This is a genomic window from Leisingera daeponensis DSM 23529 (genome assembly GCF_000473145.1).
Taxonomy (GTDB): domain Bacteria; phylum Pseudomonadota; class Alphaproteobacteria; order Rhodobacterales; family Rhodobacteraceae; genus Leisingera; species Leisingera daeponensis.
The window spans coordinates 2,069,358-2,084,634 of record NZ_KI421500.1 but is presented as its reverse complement, the minus strand read 5'-3'; the positions used below and the strand labels follow the sequence as shown (position 1 = coordinate 2,084,634).

Genomic DNA, 15,277 nt, shown 5'->3' with positions numbered 1-15,277 from the left:
CCGGCGCGCAGCGCTAGGCGGCAAGATACAGCAGCAGCAGCGACAGCCCGCCGGTGCCCAGGCCAACCAGCACGTTTCTGGTTAGATAACCCGCAGCGAACGTCGCAGCCGCGGCGGCAAAATGCATCAGGCTGAGCTCACCTCCGGCGGGGGCAGGCCAGACCACCAGCGGCGCCACCAGCGCCGGAATGATCGCCACCGCGGTATAGCGCAGATGCCGCATCAGCCATTCCGGGATCGCGCGCCCGCCCATGAAGCCGATGAAGGCGAACCGCAGGGCGTAGCTGCCAAGCGCCAGCCCGATGATCACGGTCCACAGCAGCGGTGCGGGAATACTGCTCATTTCGCGGCCTCCGATTTTACCTTCTGCCGTTCCAGCCACAGTTCCGCCTGGGCGCCCGCCACCATGCCGGCAATCCCCGCCACGATCAGCCCCAGGTTATAGGGCAGGGCAGCCGCCGGCAGCGATGCGGCCACCGCCACGAAACAGGCGGCGATATGGGCCGGCGTGCGCAGCATCGGCCCGATCATCGCCAGAAACGCCAGCGGCAGCACGAAATCCACGCCCCAGCTTTCGGGAATCCGGGTGCCGACCAGCGCGCCAAGCGCCGTGCCAATCACCCAGGCCGGCGCCACGATGCCATTGGTGCCAAAGAAATAGGCCACCCGCTGCGCCAGCGGCATCTCCGGCTCGGTCTCGAACTGCACGATCGACAGCGCATAGGACTGGTCCACCACGAAATAGGCCGCCAGCGCCCGCTGCCACATCGGCGCATCGCCAAGGTAGGGCGTCAGCGAGGCCGAATACATCGCCATCCGCAGGTTCACCGCCAGCGCCGAGATCAGGATGATGATCAGCGGCGCGTTCTCCTGCATCAGCTGCAGCGCGGTGAACTGGGCGGCGCCTGCAAAGACCGCCAGCGAGAAGGCAAAGGCCTCCGGCACGATCAGCCCGGCCTCTGCTGCCAGCACCCCGAACAGAAAGCCGAAGGGCGAGGCCATGAAAATGAAGGGCGCGCTGTCGCGAAACCCCTTCCAGAAGGCCGATTTGGTGGTGGTGATTGCCATCTGCGCGTCCTAGATTGCGTTGAACCGCCCTAAGGCGGACGCAGAAGGAATGCAATTGGTGAGCATGGATATCACGTCAGAATATCTGATCGCCCCCGGCGTCGCAGATCCGCGGCTCACCCGCGCCGTCACTGGCGTCGACCAGAACGGCGAGACAAGCGAGATCGCCGTGGTCGAGGAGCGCCCGCTGACCATCTTCCTGAATTCGCAGGAAATCGTCACCGCGATGACCATCGGCGACTACCCGGAATACCTGGCGCTCGGCTTCCTGCGCAACCAGCGGATGCTGCGCGACGGGGACGAGGTGACCCGCGTCGATTATGACGAGGACCTGGAAACCGTTGTGGTGCGCACCGCGGTCGAAACCAGCCACGAGGAAAAGCTGAAGAAGAAGACCCGCACCTCCGGCTGCGCGGTCGGCACCGTCTTCGGCGATATGATGGAGGGGCTGGAGGACGTGCGCCTGCCGCAGGCAGAGGTCCGCACCTCCTGGCTCTATGCGCTGGCCCATAAGATCAACCGCACGCCGTCGCTGTATCTGGAGGCCGGCGCCATCCATGGCACCGTGCTCTGCCAGCAGGACCGCCCGCTGGTCTATATGGAGGATGTGGGCCGCCACAACGCGGTGGACAAGATTGCGGGCTGGATGCTGTCGGAGCAGGCAGAGGCCGCGGACAAAATCCTCTACACCACCGGGCGCCTGACCTCGGAGATGGTGATCAAGACCGCGATGATGGGCATCCCGGTGCTAGCGTCCCGTTCCGGCTTCACCGCCTGGGGCGTCGAGATCGCGCGTGAGGTGGGACTCACCCTGATCGGCCGGATGCGCGGCCAGCGGTTCATTTGCCTGTCGGGCGAGGAGCGTCTGGTACGCGACATGGACCCCAAGGACGCGCCGGTGGAAGAGAAGAAGCACCGGCGGAAGAGTGCGGACAGGTAACCGCATTTCGCGTGAAATCCGGCCCGGAAAACGCGTGTTTTCCGCCGCAGGAGGAGAAGGCATGACAGAACAGAAGCCTTTGGGCGTAATCCTCGCAGGCGGTCTCGCCACCCGGATGGGCGGCGGCGACAAGGGGCGGCTGCAGGTCGGCGGCCAAAGCCTGCTGTCCCGCGTGGCCGACCGGCTCGGCCCTCAGGTCGCGGGCCTCGCGTTGAACGCCAATGGCGACCCGGAGCGGTTCGCCGACCTGGGCCTGCCGGTCATCGCCGACTCGATCGAGGGCTTTGCCGGTCCTCTGGCGGGTGTCTTGGCCGGTCTTGACTGGGCGGCAGAGCAGGGCGTTGAAACCATCGTCACCGCCGCCGCCGACACGCCCTTCTTCCCGCAGGATCTGGTCGCCCGTCTGACCGCCGCTGCACAGGGCATGGAGCAACCTCTGGTCCTCGCCACCACCCCGCGCACTGGTGATGAGGCGCTGAAATCCGGCGGGCGCAGCAAAGTGAACCGGCACCCGGCCTTTGGCCTCTGGCCCGTCGCCCTGCGCGATGACCTGCGCGCGGCGCTGAATGACGGTTTGCGCAAGGTCGTCCTCTGGACCGACCAGCACGGCGGCCGCGAAGCGCTGTTTGAGGCCGACCCTTTCGACCCGTTCTTCAACATCAACACACCGGATGATCTGGCCCGCGCCGAGGCGCTGCTGACATGAAGATCTATGGCGTCACCGGCTGGAAGAACAACGGCAAGACCGGGCTGATGGAGCGGCTCGTGGCGGAATTCTGCGCCCGCGGCTTCACCGTCTCCACCATCAAGCACGCCCATCACGCAACCGACGTGGACCAGCCCGGCACCGACAGCCACCGCCACCGCCAGGCCGGCGCGTCGGAGGTGGTTCTGGCCTCCGCCGGGCGCGTGGCCATTATGCAGGAGCTGCGCGGCGCACCGGAGCCGCCGCTGGCGGCGCTGCTGGCCCGTCTCCTCCCGGTCGACCTGGTGCTGGTGGAGGGCTACAAACGCGAACCGCACCCCAAGATCGAGGCCTTCCGGCAGGCTGCTGGCACCGATCTGATCGCCCCGCAAGACCCCAGTATCCGCGCCGTCGCCAGCGACACTCCGCTGGCTCTGGACCGCCCTGTCTTCGATCTGGACGGCACCGCCGCGGTAGCGGATTTCATTCAGGCGGAATTGGATCTGTGAGCGGTTTCGACACCGTGCTCGCCGTCGATTGGTCTGCCGCCAAGCGTAAACCGCCGCGGGAAAGCAGGGACGCGATCTGGCTCGGCGTGGCGCGCGGCGGCACTGCGGAGCAGCAAATTTATTGCCGCAGCCGGCAGGAGGCGGAGGCTTCGATCAGCCGCTTCCTGGAACAAGAGCAGGCCGCGCGGCGTCGGGTGCTTGCAGCCTTTGACTTTCCCTTCGGCTACCCGCGCGGCTTCGCGCGCCGGATCACCGGGTCGGATGACCCTTTTGCCCTCTGGCACTGGCTGGAAGAGCGCATCGAAGACGCTGAGGACGGCAGCAACAACCGGTTTGACGTTGCTTCCGAGATGAACCGTCAGTTCGCCGGCGTTGGCCCGTTCTGGGGTAAACCGGACCAGGCGCGCTGGCCGGATATTCCCTACCGCAAGGCCGGCATCGCCTACAATGACGTGCCGGAGCGGCGCCGCGCAGATCTGGCGGCCAAGGCGGCCTCCTCCTGTTTTCAGCTGTTTTTCAATCCGACGGTTGGCAGCCAGGTGCTGATGGGGCTGCCGGTCCTGCAGCGGCTGCGTCTCCGGCACAAGGCGGCTGTCTGGCCTTTCGAAAACATTGCGGCCGCGCAAATTGTGTTCGCGGAAATTTGGCCAGGTTTGATCGAACCCGCCGTGAAGGCTGCCCTGGCTGCTTCCGGCCCGGAGGAAATCCGCGACCGGGTGCAGATGCGGCTGTTGTCGCAAGCGCTCAGCCGTGTGCCGGCGGAAGAACTAAGTGAAATGCTGGCCGCAGTGCCTGAGGAAGCGCAAGAGGAGGCTTGGATTTTGGGCACGGGACATGATGACCGCTTGAACGCTCTGGCCTGGGATAAGCCGGGCGGGCTGGCGCCGCCGCCGCTCAGCAACGACTGTTTTGCCTTGCCTGCGGGCGTCGACTGGACCCCTGTGGATGACGCGCTGGCCCTGCTCAGGGACAGGCTGGGGCCGGTCACCGGCGCAAAAACCGTGCCGCTGGCAGACGCGCTTGGCCGGGTGCTGGCAGAGGATGCGGTGGCCGAACGCGCCAACCCGCCGCTGCCGAATACGGCGGTGGACGGCTACGGCTTTGCCGGCGGCAGGGCAGAGGGGCCGCATGTGCTGCCGCTGGTGCAGGGCCGGGCGGCGGCTGGCGTGCCGTTTGACGGCACGGTCCCCGAAGGCAGCGCCATCCGCGTCCTGACCGGCGCCGCGCTGCCCGATGGCGTGGACACGGTGATCCTGGAGGAAGACGTCAACACCGACGGCACCCGGATCGCCTTCAACGGCCCGCTGAAACAGGGGGCGAACACCCGCAGGGCGGGCGAGGACGTCTGCGCGGGCGAACGCATCCTGCCCGCAGGCCGCGTGATCACACCGGCCGATCTTGCCCTGGCCTCCGCCACTGGTCTGGCGCGGCTCACGGTGCGGCTGCCGCTGCGGGTGGGCGTGCTCTCCACCGGCGATGAGCTGGTCGAGGCGGGGGAGCCCGCAGGCAAGGGCCAGATTTTCGACGCCAACCGCCCGATGCTGCTGGCGCTGATCCGCCAGCTGGGTTTCGTGCCGGTGGATCTGGGCAAGGCCGCAGACGACCGCGAGGCGCTGCGGGCGCATCTGGACGGCGCCGCGGCGCAAACCGATGTGATTCTGACCTCCGGCGGCGCTTCGGCGGGGGATGAGGACCATATGTCGGCGCTGTTGCGCGAGGCTGGCGCGATGCAGGAGTGGCGCATCGCGCTGAAGCCCGGGCGCCCGCTGGCGCTGGGCATGTGGCAGGGCACGCCGGTGTTCGGGCTGCCGGGCAACCCGGTGGCGGCGCTGGTCTGCACGCTGATCTTTGCCCGGCCTGCCATGGGGCTGATGGCAGGTGCCGGCTGGCAGGAGCCGCAGGGCTTCGAGGTCCCGGCAGCTTTTGAGAAGCGCAAGAAACCGGGCCGCCGCGAATATCTGCGGGCACGGGTGCGGGACGGGCGGGCCGAGGTGTTCAAATCCGAAGGCTCCGGCCGCATCAGCGGCCTCAGCTGGGCGGAAGGGCTGGTGGAACTCGGCGACGGCGCCGCGGAGATCAAGCCCGGCGATCCGGTCCGCTTCCTCCCCTACGGCAGCTTTTCGATGTAAACGGAGCACTCCCGCCCGCGGCCCGGCGCATCATGGATGCTTGCCCGCCGTTGGGCCCGGCGCCGCGCTGACGCCCGGCGCCGCTCCGCTCTTTCATCTTTCCAAAAATACTCGCGCCGCAGGCAGCGGCCCGTCAGGGCCGCCGGATCAATCAAACGTCCCGGCCACCCGGCCCAGCAGCATGAAGGCGCGGGCGGTGCGGGTGTTGCCTAGGGCGGAAATTTCGCCGTCGGTGGCCTCTGCCTCGAAATCCGCAAACATCTGGTCGAAGCGGCGCAGGAAGTGGTGCGCCGCGTCGCGGAAGATCGGGTCCTGCTTCATCCGCGCCGCGGTCAGCGCCAGCGAGGTGCGGTCGCGCACGCCGCCAAGCGCCGCCACCGCGCGGCCGCGGGCACCCTGCCCGAACTGGCGCCAGACTTCGGGCCGGGCCATGTCGGGCCGCAGGTCGTCCATGTAGATGCCGTCCTGGCTCAGCAGCGTCAGCACGTCTTGCGAGGCCTGGATCACCTGCGCCGCCTTGCGGTCCTTGAGCGCGGCGCGCAGCGCGGCAAAGCCCTCTGCGTCTTCGGCGGTTTCCGGGAAATTCAGGGCGCGGATGAACTGTTCCGCAGGCAGCGGCGGCGCGGTGTCCGCGGCCTGGGTGCCAAGCGCCAGCGAGCCCTGGCCGGCGGCGGTCATCTCGGCGGCCTCGGCGGGGATTGCCGGGCGCACCGGATTGGCGCGGCGGCTGGAGTGGAAGGTGGCCAGCGCGGTCTCGGTCTTGCGGGTTGCCTCCGCGATCTCCTCCAGCCGCTTGGCCATCGACGGCTCGGCCACCGCGGCATGTTGCTGGGCCTGGGCCAGGTAGGTCTGCCGCAGCCCGTCGATGGCGGCCTGCAGCTGTTCGCTCTCCTCCCGCATCACCCGGGCCGAGCGCGCGGCAGAGGCCGCAACCCACAGCATCGCCAGCGGCAGCACCACCGCCAGCACACCGGTGATCAGATCGGTCCATTGCGACAGGCCCGCGCCTTCCGGGGCAAAGACGTAGAACGCCACTGCCGCCAGCAGCCACAGCGCCCCCAGCCCGATGGCCACCAGTTCGGCCCCGCCCAGCCCGCTGCCCGCGGGCGACTCAAAGCCGCGCAGCGGGCGTCCGCCTGCGGAGGTCGGGCTGGAGCCCGGGCTGCTGCTGGAGCCTGTCATCACCATTCACCGCCTTGCAGATCAGGAATAGACGATCTTGAGAATCTCGTAGGAGCGTTCGCCGCCGGGCGTGCGCACTTCGACACTGTCCCCTTCGTCCTTGCCGATCAAGGCGCGCGCGATCGGGGACTTGATGTTCAGCAGGCCCGCTTCGATGTTGGCCTCATGCTCGCCGACGATCTGCCAGGTCTTTTCCTCGTCGGTGTCCTCGTCCACCACGGTCACCTTGGCGCCGAACTTGATCGCGCCGTTCAGCTTGGCCGGGTTGATCACATCGGCCAGCGACAGGATGCCCTCCAGTTCCTTGATGCGGCCCTCGATGAAGGACTGTTTCTCGCGGGCAGAGTGGTATTCGGCGTTTTCCGACAGGTCGCCCAGCTCGCGCGCTTCGGCGATCGCCTGGATGATGGCCGGGCGTTCGACGGATTTCAGGGTTTTCAGTTCGCTTTCCAGGGCAGCGTGACCCGCCGGGGTCATCGGAATCTTTTCCATGTGGTTGGTCCAGGTCGCTCTTTATGTTCTGTTTTTGTCAGTACGAAAGCCGGAGCCCCGCAGCAGGTGCTGCGGGGCGTCCGGTCCGGTTGGCATTTACCTGACCCAATCCTGTGCCTGATTTCAAGTGGCCGCGGGGGCTGCTGGCACGCAAATCCGCCTAACTGCGTGCTTTGGCCGGCTTTTCCACAGGAATGCGCAAGAAAATGCCGTGCTCGGGCAGCCGCGGAAGCCCCGCTTGCCAGAGGAGGTCAATCATATTGCACCGCCTCGTATTCGATGCCGTTTTCGTCGTGGAAATAAAACCGGCGGCCCGGCTCATAATCGCCGTGGTTCATCGGGGTGAAGCCTGCGGCCTTCACTGCGGCCTCGGTGGCGTCCAGGTCCTCGACGATCACCGCCAGGTGGTTCAGCCCGCCGATAATGCCGTAGCTTTCCGGCGCTTTGCCTGCAGACGTTCGCGGCGTGTAGAGCGCCAGGTAGCTGTCTTCCCCGCCCACATGCACTGTGTAGCCGCCGTTCTTGGCCTCGCCCTGCCAGCGCACATGCCAGCCAAAAACATGTTCCATCCAGGCCGCTGTGCCATGGGGGTCAGCGACGGTGACATTTGCATGTTCCAGAACTGCGCTCATCGGAAATCTCCTTTTGCCTGAGCAAACCTGTTGATGCGACTCACCGTAATTCCTAAACCTAACTTTAGCTCAAGGGATTTCTTCAGGGAGTTGCCCATGCCCCAGTCTGCCGGCATTTCCATCGGGTATCTGGCCGAACGCACCGGCCTCGCGGTGTCCGCCATCCGCTATTACGAGGCGCAAGGCCTGGTGGAGCCCTGGCGCAACGCCGGCGGCCAGCGGCGGTTCCAGCGGGCCGACATCCGGCGGCTCAGCTTCATCATGATCGCGCAGCAGTTCGGTTTTTCCCTGCCGGACATCCGCGGCTTCCTCAAAAGCCTGCCGGGCAGCCGCACTCCCACCAAAGCGGACTGGGCGCGCATTTCGGACAGCTTCCGCAGCCACTTGGACCAGCGAATCGAAACCTTGATGAAACTGCGCGACAATCTGGACGGCTGTATCGGCTGCGGCTGCCTGTCGCTGCCGAATTGCAAGCTTTACAACCCCGAGGACCGGGCGGCACAGAAGGGGCAGGGCCCCCGATACCTCATGGGAGACCGTCCCGAGACAGAGATGGCGGCGGAAAATGATCCTTGAGTGACGATAATGGACGCACTTTTTGTCTCAGTTGCCTGTTTTACAGGTGTTTGACGCGGAGTTTGGATTGACCCATGGGGGCGCCGAACGCTAAGCAGCCGCGAAAGAATATTGCGCCCGCAGACTGTTGCGGGGCCGGTAGCAAGAGTTAGCCAAGGAGCGCCGCAGATGGCCGAGATTGAACGCGAAGCGATGGAATACGACGTGGTGATCGTCGGGGCCGGCCCTGCTGGTCTGTCTGCGGCCATCCGCCTGAAACAGCTGGATGCCGACCTGCAGGTCGTGGTCCTGGAAAAGGGCTCAGAGGTGGGCGCGCACATTCTGTCGGGCGCGGTGCTGGATCCCTGCGGCCTGAATGCGCTGATCCCCGACTGGAAGGAAAAGGGCGCTCCGCTGAACGTGGAAGTCAAGGAAGACAACTTCTACATGCTGGGCGAGGCAGGTCACGTCCGCATCCCGAACTTCCCGATGCCGCCCTTGATGAACAACCACGGCAACTACATCGTCTCCATGGGCAACGTCTGCCGCTGGATGGCGGAGCAGGCCGAGGAAATGGGCGTCGAGATCTTCCCGGGCATGGCGTGCTCTGAACTGGTCTATGGCGAAAACGGCGAAGTGAAGGGCGTGGTTGCCGGCGAATTCGGGAAGAACCCCGACGGCACCCCCGGCCCGGCCTATGAGCCCGGCATGGAGCTGCACGGCAAGTACGTGTTCCTCGGTGAAGGCGTGCGCGGCTCGCTCTCCAAGGAAGTGATTGCCAAATACGGCCTGTCTGACGGCAAGGAGCCGCAGAAATACGGCATCGGCATGAAGGAAATCTGGGAAATCGACCCGGCCAAGCATAAGGAAGGCACCGTCACCCACACCATGGGCTGGCCGCTGGGTTCCAATGCGGGCGGCGGCTCGTTCATCTACCACCTGGACAACAATCAGGTGTACGTGGGCTTTGTGGTGCACCTGAACTACAAGAACCCGCACCTGTTCCCCTACATGGAATTCCAGCGCTTCAAGCATCACCCGGTGGTGGCCGAGCTGCTGAAGGGCGGCAAGCGCGTGGCCTATGGCGCCCGTGCGATCACCGAGGGCGGCTGGCAGTCGATGCCGAAACTGGTCGCGCCGGGCGTGGCGCTGCTGGGCTGCTCCGCGGGCATGGTCAACGTGCCGCGCATCAAGGGCAACCACAACGCGATGCTGTCGGGCAAGGCCGCGGCCGAAGCCGCCTATGAGGCGATCAAGGCAGAGCGGTCCGGCGACGAGCTGACGGCCTATGAAACCGACGTGCGCGATGGTGCCATCGGCAAGGATCTGAAGATGGTCCGCAACGTGAAACCGATGTGGTCCAAGTGGGGCCTCACCGCCTCGCTGGCGCTGGGCGGCCTCGACATGTGGACCAACAACCTCCTTGGCTTCTCCTTCTTCGGCACCCTGGGCCACGGCAAGAACGACGCCGAGGCGACCGAGGAAGCCTCCAAGCACAAGGTGATCGACTACCCGAAGCCCGATGGCGTGCTGTCGTTTGACCGCCTGACCAACGTCAGCTTCTCGATGACCAACCACGAGGAAAGCCAGCCCTGCCACCTGCGACTGGGCAACGAGGACACCCCGGTCCGGGTCAACCTGCCGAAATACGCCGAACCGGCGCAGCGCTATTGCCCGGCCGGTGTCTACGAAGTGGTGGAAAAGGACGGCCAGCCGGAGTTCGTGATCAACTTCCAGAACTGCGTCCACTGCAAGACCTGCGACATCAAGGATCCGTCCCAGAACATCACCTGGACCACCCCCCAGGGCGGCGACGGCCCGAACTACCCCAACATGTAACGGGAAGTTTAAATTTTCGGCGCGCTTTCGCCGGATTTTATGGGGCGGCCGCCGGGCCGCCCCATTGCGTGTTGACGGCCGCCGCACTACCCTTTCTTAGAAGAGCAAGAGCAGTAAATCGTAAGGGGGTCCCCGCGTGCCCGTATCCAATCTTCGCAGCTTGACCTGTGCGGCCCTGATGGCCGCCGCTGCTGCACCAGCCGTGCAGGCCGAAGGACTGGCCGGATCCTACCTGGCCGGACGGGCCGCCACCTATGACAGCGATTTTGCTGCGGCGGCGCTTTATTACACCCAGGCGCTGGCGCGCGACCCGCAGAACCCGCTGCTGATGGAAAACGTGGTGTTTGCCCAGCTTGCAATGGGCAAGGCGGAACTCGCCGTTCCGGTGGCGGAGCGCCTGCGCCAGATCGGCGCGCGCAGCCAGGTGGCCAGCATCGTCATTGCCGGCGGTCATGCTTCCGGCGGGAATTTCCAGGCGTTGCTGGACCGCGACCTCGAACAGGAGGCGATCCACCCGCTGGTGGACGGCCTGCTGGAAGGCTGGGCGCATATCGGCACCGGGTCGGTGTCCAGTGCGCTCAAGACGTTTGACCGGATGGCGGAGGACAGCAGCCTGAAGCCTTTCGTGCTCTATCACCGGGCGCTGGCGCTGGCCTCTGCCGGCGACTATGGCGGCGCCGAGGCGCTGTTCGCCGCCGAGGACGGCCGCCTGGCCAGCCTCAGCCGCCGCGCTGCGGTGGCGCGGGTGCAGATCCTGTCGCAGCTGGGCCGCAACGCAGAGGCCCGCGAGACGCTGCAGGCGGCTTTCGGCAGCCGCCTGGACCCCGGGCTGGAAGCGCTGGATGCGCAGCTGCGGGACGGCAAGACCCTGGCCTACACCATCGCGCCGGGCCCGCGCGAAGGCATTGCCGAGGTTTTCTTTACCCTGGGGGCGGCGCTGAACGGCGATACCGCCAATGATTACGTGCTGATGTACGCCCGCATGGCGGCATCGCTGCGCCCGGACCACGTGGACGCCATCCTGCTCAGCGCCAGCCTGCTGGACCAGCTGGGCCGCTATGAGCTGTCGGTGGCGACCTACAAGCAGGTGCCGCGCAGCCATCCGGATTACCACGCCGCGGAACTGGGCCGCGCCGAGGCCCTGCGCCGCGCCGCCAAGCCGGATGCGGCGATCGAGGTGCTGGAGCAGCTGGCGCGGCAATTCCCGCAGCAGCCCGGCGTGTACGTCAGCCTCGGCGACCTGTTGCGCCAGCAGGAGGATTATGCAGGGGCGGCCCGGGCCTACGACAAGGCGCTGGCCAACACGCCGGAGGACGACAGCAGCCGCTGGTTCCTGCTCTACGCCCGCGGCATCTGCCACGAGCGGCTGAACCAGTGGGAGCAGGCAGAGGCGGACTTCCGTGCCTCCCTCGCGCTGGAGCCCGACCGGCCGCAGGTGCTGAACTATCTGGGCTATTCGCTGGTGGAAAAACGCAGCAAGCTGGATGAGGCGCTCAACATGATCGAGCGCGCGGTCGCCGCGCGGCCCGACTCCGGCTATATCGTCGACTCCCTCGGCTGGGTGCTTTACCGCCTCGGCCGCTTTGACGAGGCGGTGGCGCATATGGAGCGCGCGGTGGAGCTGATGCCGGTGGATCCGGTGGTCAATGACCACCTGGGCGATGTTTACTGGGCCGTGGGACGCGCGCGCGAGGCGGAGTTCCAGTGGAAGCGCGCACTCTCCTTCATCGACCCGGAAGATACCGACGGCGAGGCCGATCCCGAGCGCATCCGCCGCAAGCTGGACATCGGCCTGGACGCGGTGCTGGCCGAAGAGGGCGCAGAACCCCTGAAGGTCGCCAATGGCGGCTGAGGTCTTCGCGCCTGCCAAGATCAACCTGACCCTGCATGTGACCGGCCGCCGCGCGGACGGCTATCACCTGCTGGATTCGCTGGTGGCCTTTGCGGACACCGGCGACCGGCTGCGGCTTGACCCCGGCCCGGAGCTGGCGCTGGAGGTCTCCGGCCTGTTTGCGGACGGCGTGCCAGCGGATCAGCGCAACCTGGTGTGGAAGGCCGCTGCCGGGGCGGGCTGGACCGGGCGCATCAGCCTGGACAAGCATCTGCCCCACGGCGCGGGCATCGGCGGCGGCTCCTCCGACGCCGCCGCTGTCCTGCGTGCATTGGCCGGGCAGGGGACCGCTGCTCCCGAAGGCCTGCCGCTGTCGCTCGGCGCCGATGTGCCGGTCTGCATGGCCGCCCGCGCCTCACGGATGCAAGGCATTGGCGAGCAGGTGACGCCGGTCGAACTGCCGGAACTGCACGCGCTGCTGGTCAATCCGGGCGTGCATGTGCCCACGGGTGCGGTCTTCTCTGCGCTTGCCTCGCGTGACAACCCGCCGATGCCGCAAAGCATCCCGTCCTTCACTTCTGCCGAAGACTGCGCCGCCTGGCTCGGTGAGCAGCGCAACGATCTGGAGGCCCCGGCCATCACCGCCGCACCGGACATCGAACGGGTGCTTTCGGATCTGCGCAGCTCCCGCCAGGCTATGCTCGCGCGCATGTCCGGCTCCGGGGCCACCTGCTTTGCGCTCTACCCCACGAAAAAGGCCGCCCATATGGCGGCCTATGAGATCGGGGCCGAGCATCCCGAATGGTGGTGCAGCGCCGTCACTTTGACCTGACGGGCGGACTCCGCCGGCTCGCCTTTTCATCTTTGCAAAAATACTCTGGGGTGAGCGCCGCAGGCGCGAGGGGCAAAGCCCCTCCGGGCATCAGTTCAGCCGCGCCACGACGTAATCGGCCAGGTCGCTCAGCATGGTGCGGATCTCGTGATCGGGCAGCACCTCCAGCGCCGCGCGGGCCTTCGCCGCCCACCCCAGCGCATCCTGGCGGGTGGCCTCCAGCGTGCCGTATTTCGCCATCAGCGCCAGCGCCTGCTCCAGATCGCCGTCCTGTTGCTTGCCCTTCTCGATGGTGCGGGTCCAGAAGGCGCGCTCCTCGTCCGTCGCCTGCGCCACCGCCTTGATCACCGGCAGGGTCAGCTTGCGCTCGCGGAAGTCGTCGCCGACGTTCTTGCCGGTTGCCTTGCTGTCGCCCTGGTAGTCCAGCAGGTCATCGGCAATCTGGAAGGCAATCCCCAGCGCATCGCCATACTCAAACAGCGCCTTCACCTGCGTCTCCGGCGCGCCGGCAATCACCCCGCCCACCTCGGTCGCCGCCGAGAACAGCGCCGCGGTCTTGCCGCGCACCACCTGCAGATAAATGCCTTCATCGGTCTTCAGGTTCGACGCCGCGGTCATCTGCAGCACTTCGCCCTCGGCGATGGTGGCGGAGGCGTTGGCCAGAATGTCGAGCACCCGCAAGCTCTCTGTCTCCACCATCAGCTGGAAGCTGCGGGCAAACAGGTAGTCGCCCACCAGGACAGAGCTTTTGTTGTCCCACAGCAGGTTCGCCGTGGGCCGCCCGCGCCGCTGGGCGCTTTCGTCCACCACGTCGTCATGCAGCAGGGTGGCGGTGTGGATGAACTCCACCGTGGCGGCCAGCTTCAGGTGATGGTCGCCCTCGTAACCGCAGAGGCGCGCCGCCGCCAGCGTCAGCATCGGCCGCAGCCGCTTGCCGCCCGCCTCGACCAGATGCGCGGTCACCTCAGGGATTCGCGGCGCGTGTTCGGAGGCCATCCGGGTGCGGATCAGCGCATTCACCGCCTCCAGCTCCTGGCTCAGCGTCGCGGCCAGCATCTCGTGCGGCTTCCGGGTCATCACTTGGTCCATCACTTTCCCGCTTGCAAGGCTCGACAAGGCGCAGGCCTTGCCCTTAGATCCAAATCCATGAAAGAGCTTCTGCGCAGCACCGATCCGACGATCATCGCCTTTGCCTCCGCCCTCCTTGAGGGAGAGGATATAGACTGCTTTCAAATGGACGTAAATATGAGCGTCCTGGAAGGCGGGATCGGAATTTTCCCGCGCCGTCTGATGGTTCGCGCCGAGGATTACGACGCCGCCGTGGTGGTGATGCGCGACAATGAAATCCCGCTGGGAAGATGAGCGGCTTCCGCGAAGACGAGCTGACCCGCAACGGCTTTCTCGGCGGCAGGGTGCAGCTTTGGCAGCCTGCCCGCGGCTACCGCGCCGGGGTGGATCCGGTGCTGCTGGCGGCGGCGGTCCCCGCGCGGGCCGGAGAGGCGGTGCTGGAGCTGGGCTGCGGTGCCGGCCAGGCGCTGCTGTGCCTGGCGGCGCGGGTGCCGGGGCTGGCCCTGACGGGCGTGGAGCTGCAAGCGCCCTATGCGGACCTCGCCCGCCGCAACGCTGCCGCCAGCGGGCAGGCGATGGATGTCTATGAGACCGATCTCGCTGCGATGCCGGAGGCGCTGAAGCAGAGCCAGTTTCAGCACGTCATCGCCAATCCGCCCTATTACAAGGCTGGCGCCCACAGCCAGGCCCGCGACGCGGGCCGCAAGGTCGCCTTGGGGGAGGGCACGCCGCTGTCAGACTGGATCGCCGCCGCCGCCCGCCGTCTCGCGCCCAAGGGCTATCTGCACATGATCCAGCGCGCCGACCGGCTGCCGGACATGCTGGCGGGCTGCTCAGGTGTGCTTGGCTCGCTGGAGGTGCTGCCGCTGGCCCCGCGCCAGGCCCGCGCGGCCGAGCTGGTGATCCTGCGCGCGCGCAAGGGCGGGCGGGCGGACTTCCGTCTTCATGCGCCGCTGATTCTGCATGAAGGCGACCGGCACGAACGCGACGGCGAAAGCTACCGGCCGGAAATCCGCGCGGTTCTGCGCGACGGCGCCGCTTTGCCCTGGCCCGCCTGAGGCACCGTTTCCCAGCGGCGCGAATTTAGGGATGCGGCTGGCCGGTTTCAACCTTTGGCGAATCCAAATTTGCGTGTTTCTGCTGCTATGCGCCGGCGTCTGCGGCAAAATGGGCGGCGCATAGCCGATATGAAAATTTCATGACAAAAATACTGCGGCTGCAGCGTGACAGACGCGGGAACTTATGCTCCACTCATATTCGTCAAACACATCTAGCTCAAAGAAGGAGGGTTGCCATGAGCCTCAGCTCGCATCTGACCGAACTTAAGAAGAAGCACGAGCACCTGAGCATGGAAGTGGAACAGGCCCAACGGTCACCCAGTACCGACGGGCTGCAGATTGCAGCGATGAAAAAGCAGAAGCTCAAACTGAAGGAAGAGATTGAGCGCCTGACGGCCGAAGTGGTCTGAGGGGTCTTGCCGGGGCCTTGCCCGGCATGAGGTTTGGAGGGCCTGCC

The 15,277-nt window shown here is 66.4% G+C and carries 17 protein-coding genes; 11 read left to right on the top strand and 6 right to left on the bottom strand.

Annotated elements, in window-relative coordinates:
• Positions 1–13: 13 nt before the first annotated feature.
• Both DAEP_RS0110575 and DAEP_RS0110570 read right to left on the bottom strand, forming a co-directional pair.
• Positions 14–343, bottom strand: coding sequence for an AzlD domain-containing protein (locus DAEP_RS0110575; protein ID WP_027244626.1), 330 nt, complete (start codon positions 341–343; stop codon positions 14–16).
• Positions 340–1,068, bottom strand: a complete 729-nt coding sequence (locus tag DAEP_RS0110570) for an AzlC family ABC transporter permease (protein WP_027244625.1) — start codon at positions 1,066–1,068, stop codon at positions 340–342. The genes DAEP_RS0110575 and DAEP_RS0110570 overlap by 4 nt, the downstream gene beginning before the upstream one ends.
• A gap of 64 nt (positions 1,069–1,132) precedes the next feature.
• Here DAEP_RS0110570 and DAEP_RS0110565 point away from each other — a divergent pair, with 64 nt between their 5' ends.
• The 4 genes from DAEP_RS0110565 to DAEP_RS0110550 all read left to right on the top strand — a co-directional run bounded on the left by DAEP_RS0110565 (position 1,133) and on the right by DAEP_RS0110550 (position 5,331).
• A complete protein-coding gene (locus DAEP_RS0110565) occupies positions 1,133–2,008 on the top strand; it encodes a formate dehydrogenase accessory sulfurtransferase FdhD (RefSeq protein ID WP_245595134.1) in 876 nt (291 codons plus the stop codon).
• A gap of 61 nt (positions 2,009–2,069) precedes the next feature.
• Positions 2,070–2,714, top strand: coding sequence for a molybdenum cofactor guanylyltransferase MobA (gene mobA / locus DAEP_RS0110560; RefSeq protein ID WP_027244623.1), 645 nt, complete (start codon positions 2,070–2,072; stop codon positions 2,712–2,714).
• Positions 2,711–3,202: a molybdopterin-guanine dinucleotide biosynthesis protein B gene (mobB, locus tag DAEP_RS0110555; RefSeq protein ID WP_027244622.1), complete on the top strand. Its 492-nt coding sequence runs from the start codon at positions 2,711–2,713 to the stop codon at positions 3,200–3,202. The genes mobA and mobB overlap by 4 nt, the downstream gene beginning before the upstream one ends.
• Positions 3,199–5,331, top strand: a complete 2,133-nt coding sequence (locus tag DAEP_RS0110550; RefSeq protein WP_027244621.1) for a molybdenum cofactor synthesis domain-containing protein — start codon at positions 3,199–3,201, stop codon at positions 5,329–5,331. Before mobB ends, DAEP_RS0110550 begins: the two co-directional genes overlap by 4 nt.
• A 147-nt stretch (positions 5,332–5,478) precedes the next feature.
• On the opposite strand, the gene DAEP_RS0110545 is transcribed toward DAEP_RS0110550, so the two are convergent.
• The 3 genes from DAEP_RS0110545 to DAEP_RS0110535 all read right to left on the bottom strand — a co-directional run bounded on the left by DAEP_RS0110545 (position 5,479) and on the right by DAEP_RS0110535 (position 7,637).
• Positions 5,479–6,513 carry a hypothetical protein gene (locus DAEP_RS0110545; protein WP_027244620.1) on the bottom strand — a complete coding sequence of 345 codons (1,035 nt, stop codon included), beginning with the start codon at positions 6,511–6,513 and terminating at the stop codon, positions 5,479–5,481.
• Between the two features lie 21 nt (positions 6,514–6,534).
• Positions 6,535–7,005, bottom strand: coding sequence for a transcription elongation factor GreA (gene greA, locus DAEP_RS0110540; RefSeq protein ID WP_008555606.1), 471 nt, complete (start codon positions 7,003–7,005; stop codon positions 6,535–6,537).
• 251 nt (positions 7,006–7,256) lie between these two features.
• Entirely contained in the window at positions 7,257–7,637 is a 381-nt protein-coding gene (locus tag DAEP_RS0110535) for a VOC family protein (protein ID WP_008553862.1), read from the bottom strand.
• 96 nt (positions 7,638–7,733) lie between these two features.
• Here DAEP_RS0110535 and soxR point away from each other — a divergent pair, with 96 nt between their 5' ends.
• From soxR to DAEP_RS0110515, 4 genes are all read left to right on the top strand, one after another.
• A complete protein-coding gene (gene soxR / locus DAEP_RS0110530) occupies positions 7,734–8,213 on the top strand; it encodes a redox-sensitive transcriptional activator SoxR (protein WP_027244619.1) in 480 nt (159 codons plus the stop codon).
• 168 nt (positions 8,214–8,381) lie between these two features.
• Entirely contained in the window at positions 8,382–10,031 is a 1,650-nt protein-coding gene (locus DAEP_RS0110525; protein ID WP_027244618.1) for an electron transfer flavoprotein-ubiquinone oxidoreductase, read from the top strand.
• 136 nt (positions 10,032–10,167) lie between these two features.
• Entirely contained in the window at positions 10,168–11,883 is a 1,716-nt protein-coding gene (locus DAEP_RS0110520; RefSeq protein ID WP_008557600.1) for a tetratricopeptide repeat protein, read from the top strand.
• Positions 11,873–12,694 carry a 4-(cytidine 5'-diphospho)-2-C-methyl-D-erythritol kinase gene (locus DAEP_RS0110515; protein ID WP_027244617.1) on the top strand — a complete coding sequence of 274 codons (822 nt, stop codon included), beginning with the start codon at positions 11,873–11,875 and terminating at the stop codon, positions 12,692–12,694. Before DAEP_RS0110520 ends, DAEP_RS0110515 begins: the two co-directional genes overlap by 11 nt.
• Before the next feature lie 90 nt (positions 12,695–12,784).
• Here the strand turns inward: DAEP_RS0110515 and DAEP_RS0110510 are convergent, their stop codons facing one another.
• Positions 12,785–13,783: a polyprenyl synthetase family protein gene (locus DAEP_RS0110510; protein ID WP_027244616.1), complete on the bottom strand. Its 999-nt coding sequence runs from the start codon at positions 13,781–13,783 to the stop codon at positions 12,785–12,787.
• A 57-nt stretch (positions 13,784–13,840) separates the two neighbouring features.
• On the opposite strand from DAEP_RS0110510, the gene DAEP_RS0110505 reads away from it, so the two are divergent.
• The 3 genes from DAEP_RS0110505 to DAEP_RS23570 all read left to right on the top strand — a co-directional run bounded on the left by DAEP_RS0110505 (position 13,841) and on the right by DAEP_RS23570 (position 15,230).
• Positions 13,841–14,056, top strand: a complete 216-nt coding sequence (locus tag DAEP_RS0110505; RefSeq protein ID WP_027244615.1) for a putative signal transducing protein — start codon at positions 13,841–13,843, stop codon at positions 14,054–14,056.
• Complete coding sequence (locus DAEP_RS0110500; protein ID WP_027244614.1) at positions 14,053–14,820, top strand: tRNA1(Val) (adenine(37)-N6)-methyltransferase; 768 nt, start codon at positions 14,053–14,055, stop codon at positions 14,818–14,820. The genes DAEP_RS0110505 and DAEP_RS0110500 overlap by 4 nt, the downstream gene beginning before the upstream one ends.
• Before the next feature lie 236 nt (positions 14,821–15,056).
• The gene (locus tag DAEP_RS23570) at positions 15,057–15,230 is read left to right on the top strand and encodes a YdcH family protein (protein ID WP_084204422.1); all 174 of its coding nucleotides are present in this window, start codon (positions 15,057–15,059) and stop codon (positions 15,228–15,230) included.
• Positions 15,231–15,277 lie beyond the last annotated feature (47 nt).

What these genes read in the sequence shown, in the direction of transcription:
- DAEP_RS0110515 (WP_027244617.1), top strand. Translation starts at nt 11,873, where the DNA reads ATGGCGGCTGAGGTCTTCGCGCCTGCCAAGATCAACCTGACCCTGCAT.
- mobB (WP_027244622.1), top strand. Translation starts at nt 2,711, where the DNA reads ATGAAGATCTATGGCGTCACCGGCTGGAAGAACAACGGCAAGACCGGG.
- DAEP_RS0110500 (WP_027244614.1), top strand. Translation starts at nt 14,053, where the DNA reads ATGAGCGGCTTCCGCGAAGACGAGCTGACCCGCAACGGCTTTCTCGGC.
- greA (WP_008555606.1), bottom strand. Translation starts at nt 7,005, where the DNA reads ATGGAAAAGATTCCGATGACCCCGGCGGGTCACGCTGCCCTGGAAAGC.
- DAEP_RS0110510 (WP_027244616.1), bottom strand. Translation starts at nt 13,783, where the DNA reads ATGGACCAAGTGATGACCCGGAAGCCGCACGAGATGCTGGCCGCGACG.
- DAEP_RS23570 (WP_084204422.1), top strand. Translation starts at nt 15,057, where the DNA reads ATGAGCCTCAGCTCGCATCTGACCGAACTTAAGAAGAAGCACGAGCAC.
- DAEP_RS0110570 (WP_027244625.1), bottom strand. Translation starts at nt 1,068, where the DNA reads ATGGCAATCACCACCACCAAATCGGCCTTCTGGAAGGGGTTTCGCGAC.
- DAEP_RS0110545 (WP_027244620.1), bottom strand. Translation starts at nt 6,513, where the DNA reads ATGACAGGCTCCAGCAGCAGCCCGGGCTCCAGCCCGACCTCCGCAGGC.
- DAEP_RS0110525 (WP_027244618.1), top strand. Translation starts at nt 8,382, where the DNA reads ATGGCCGAGATTGAACGCGAAGCGATGGAATACGACGTGGTGATCGTC.
- DAEP_RS0110575 (WP_027244626.1), bottom strand. Translation starts at nt 343, where the DNA reads ATGAGCAGTATTCCCGCACCGCTGCTGTGGACCGTGATCATCGGGCTG.
- DAEP_RS0110565 (WP_245595134.1), top strand. Translation starts at nt 1,133, where the DNA reads ATGGATATCACGTCAGAATATCTGATCGCCCCCGGCGTCGCAGATCCG.
- soxR (WP_027244619.1), top strand. Translation starts at nt 7,734, where the DNA reads ATGCCCCAGTCTGCCGGCATTTCCATCGGGTATCTGGCCGAACGCACC.
- DAEP_RS0110505 (WP_027244615.1), top strand. Translation starts at nt 13,841, where the DNA reads ATGAAAGAGCTTCTGCGCAGCACCGATCCGACGATCATCGCCTTTGCC.
- DAEP_RS0110535 (WP_008553862.1), bottom strand. Translation starts at nt 7,637, where the DNA reads ATGAGCGCAGTTCTGGAACATGCAAATGTCACCGTCGCTGACCCCCAT.
- mobA (WP_027244623.1), top strand. Translation starts at nt 2,070, where the DNA reads ATGACAGAACAGAAGCCTTTGGGCGTAATCCTCGCAGGCGGTCTCGCC.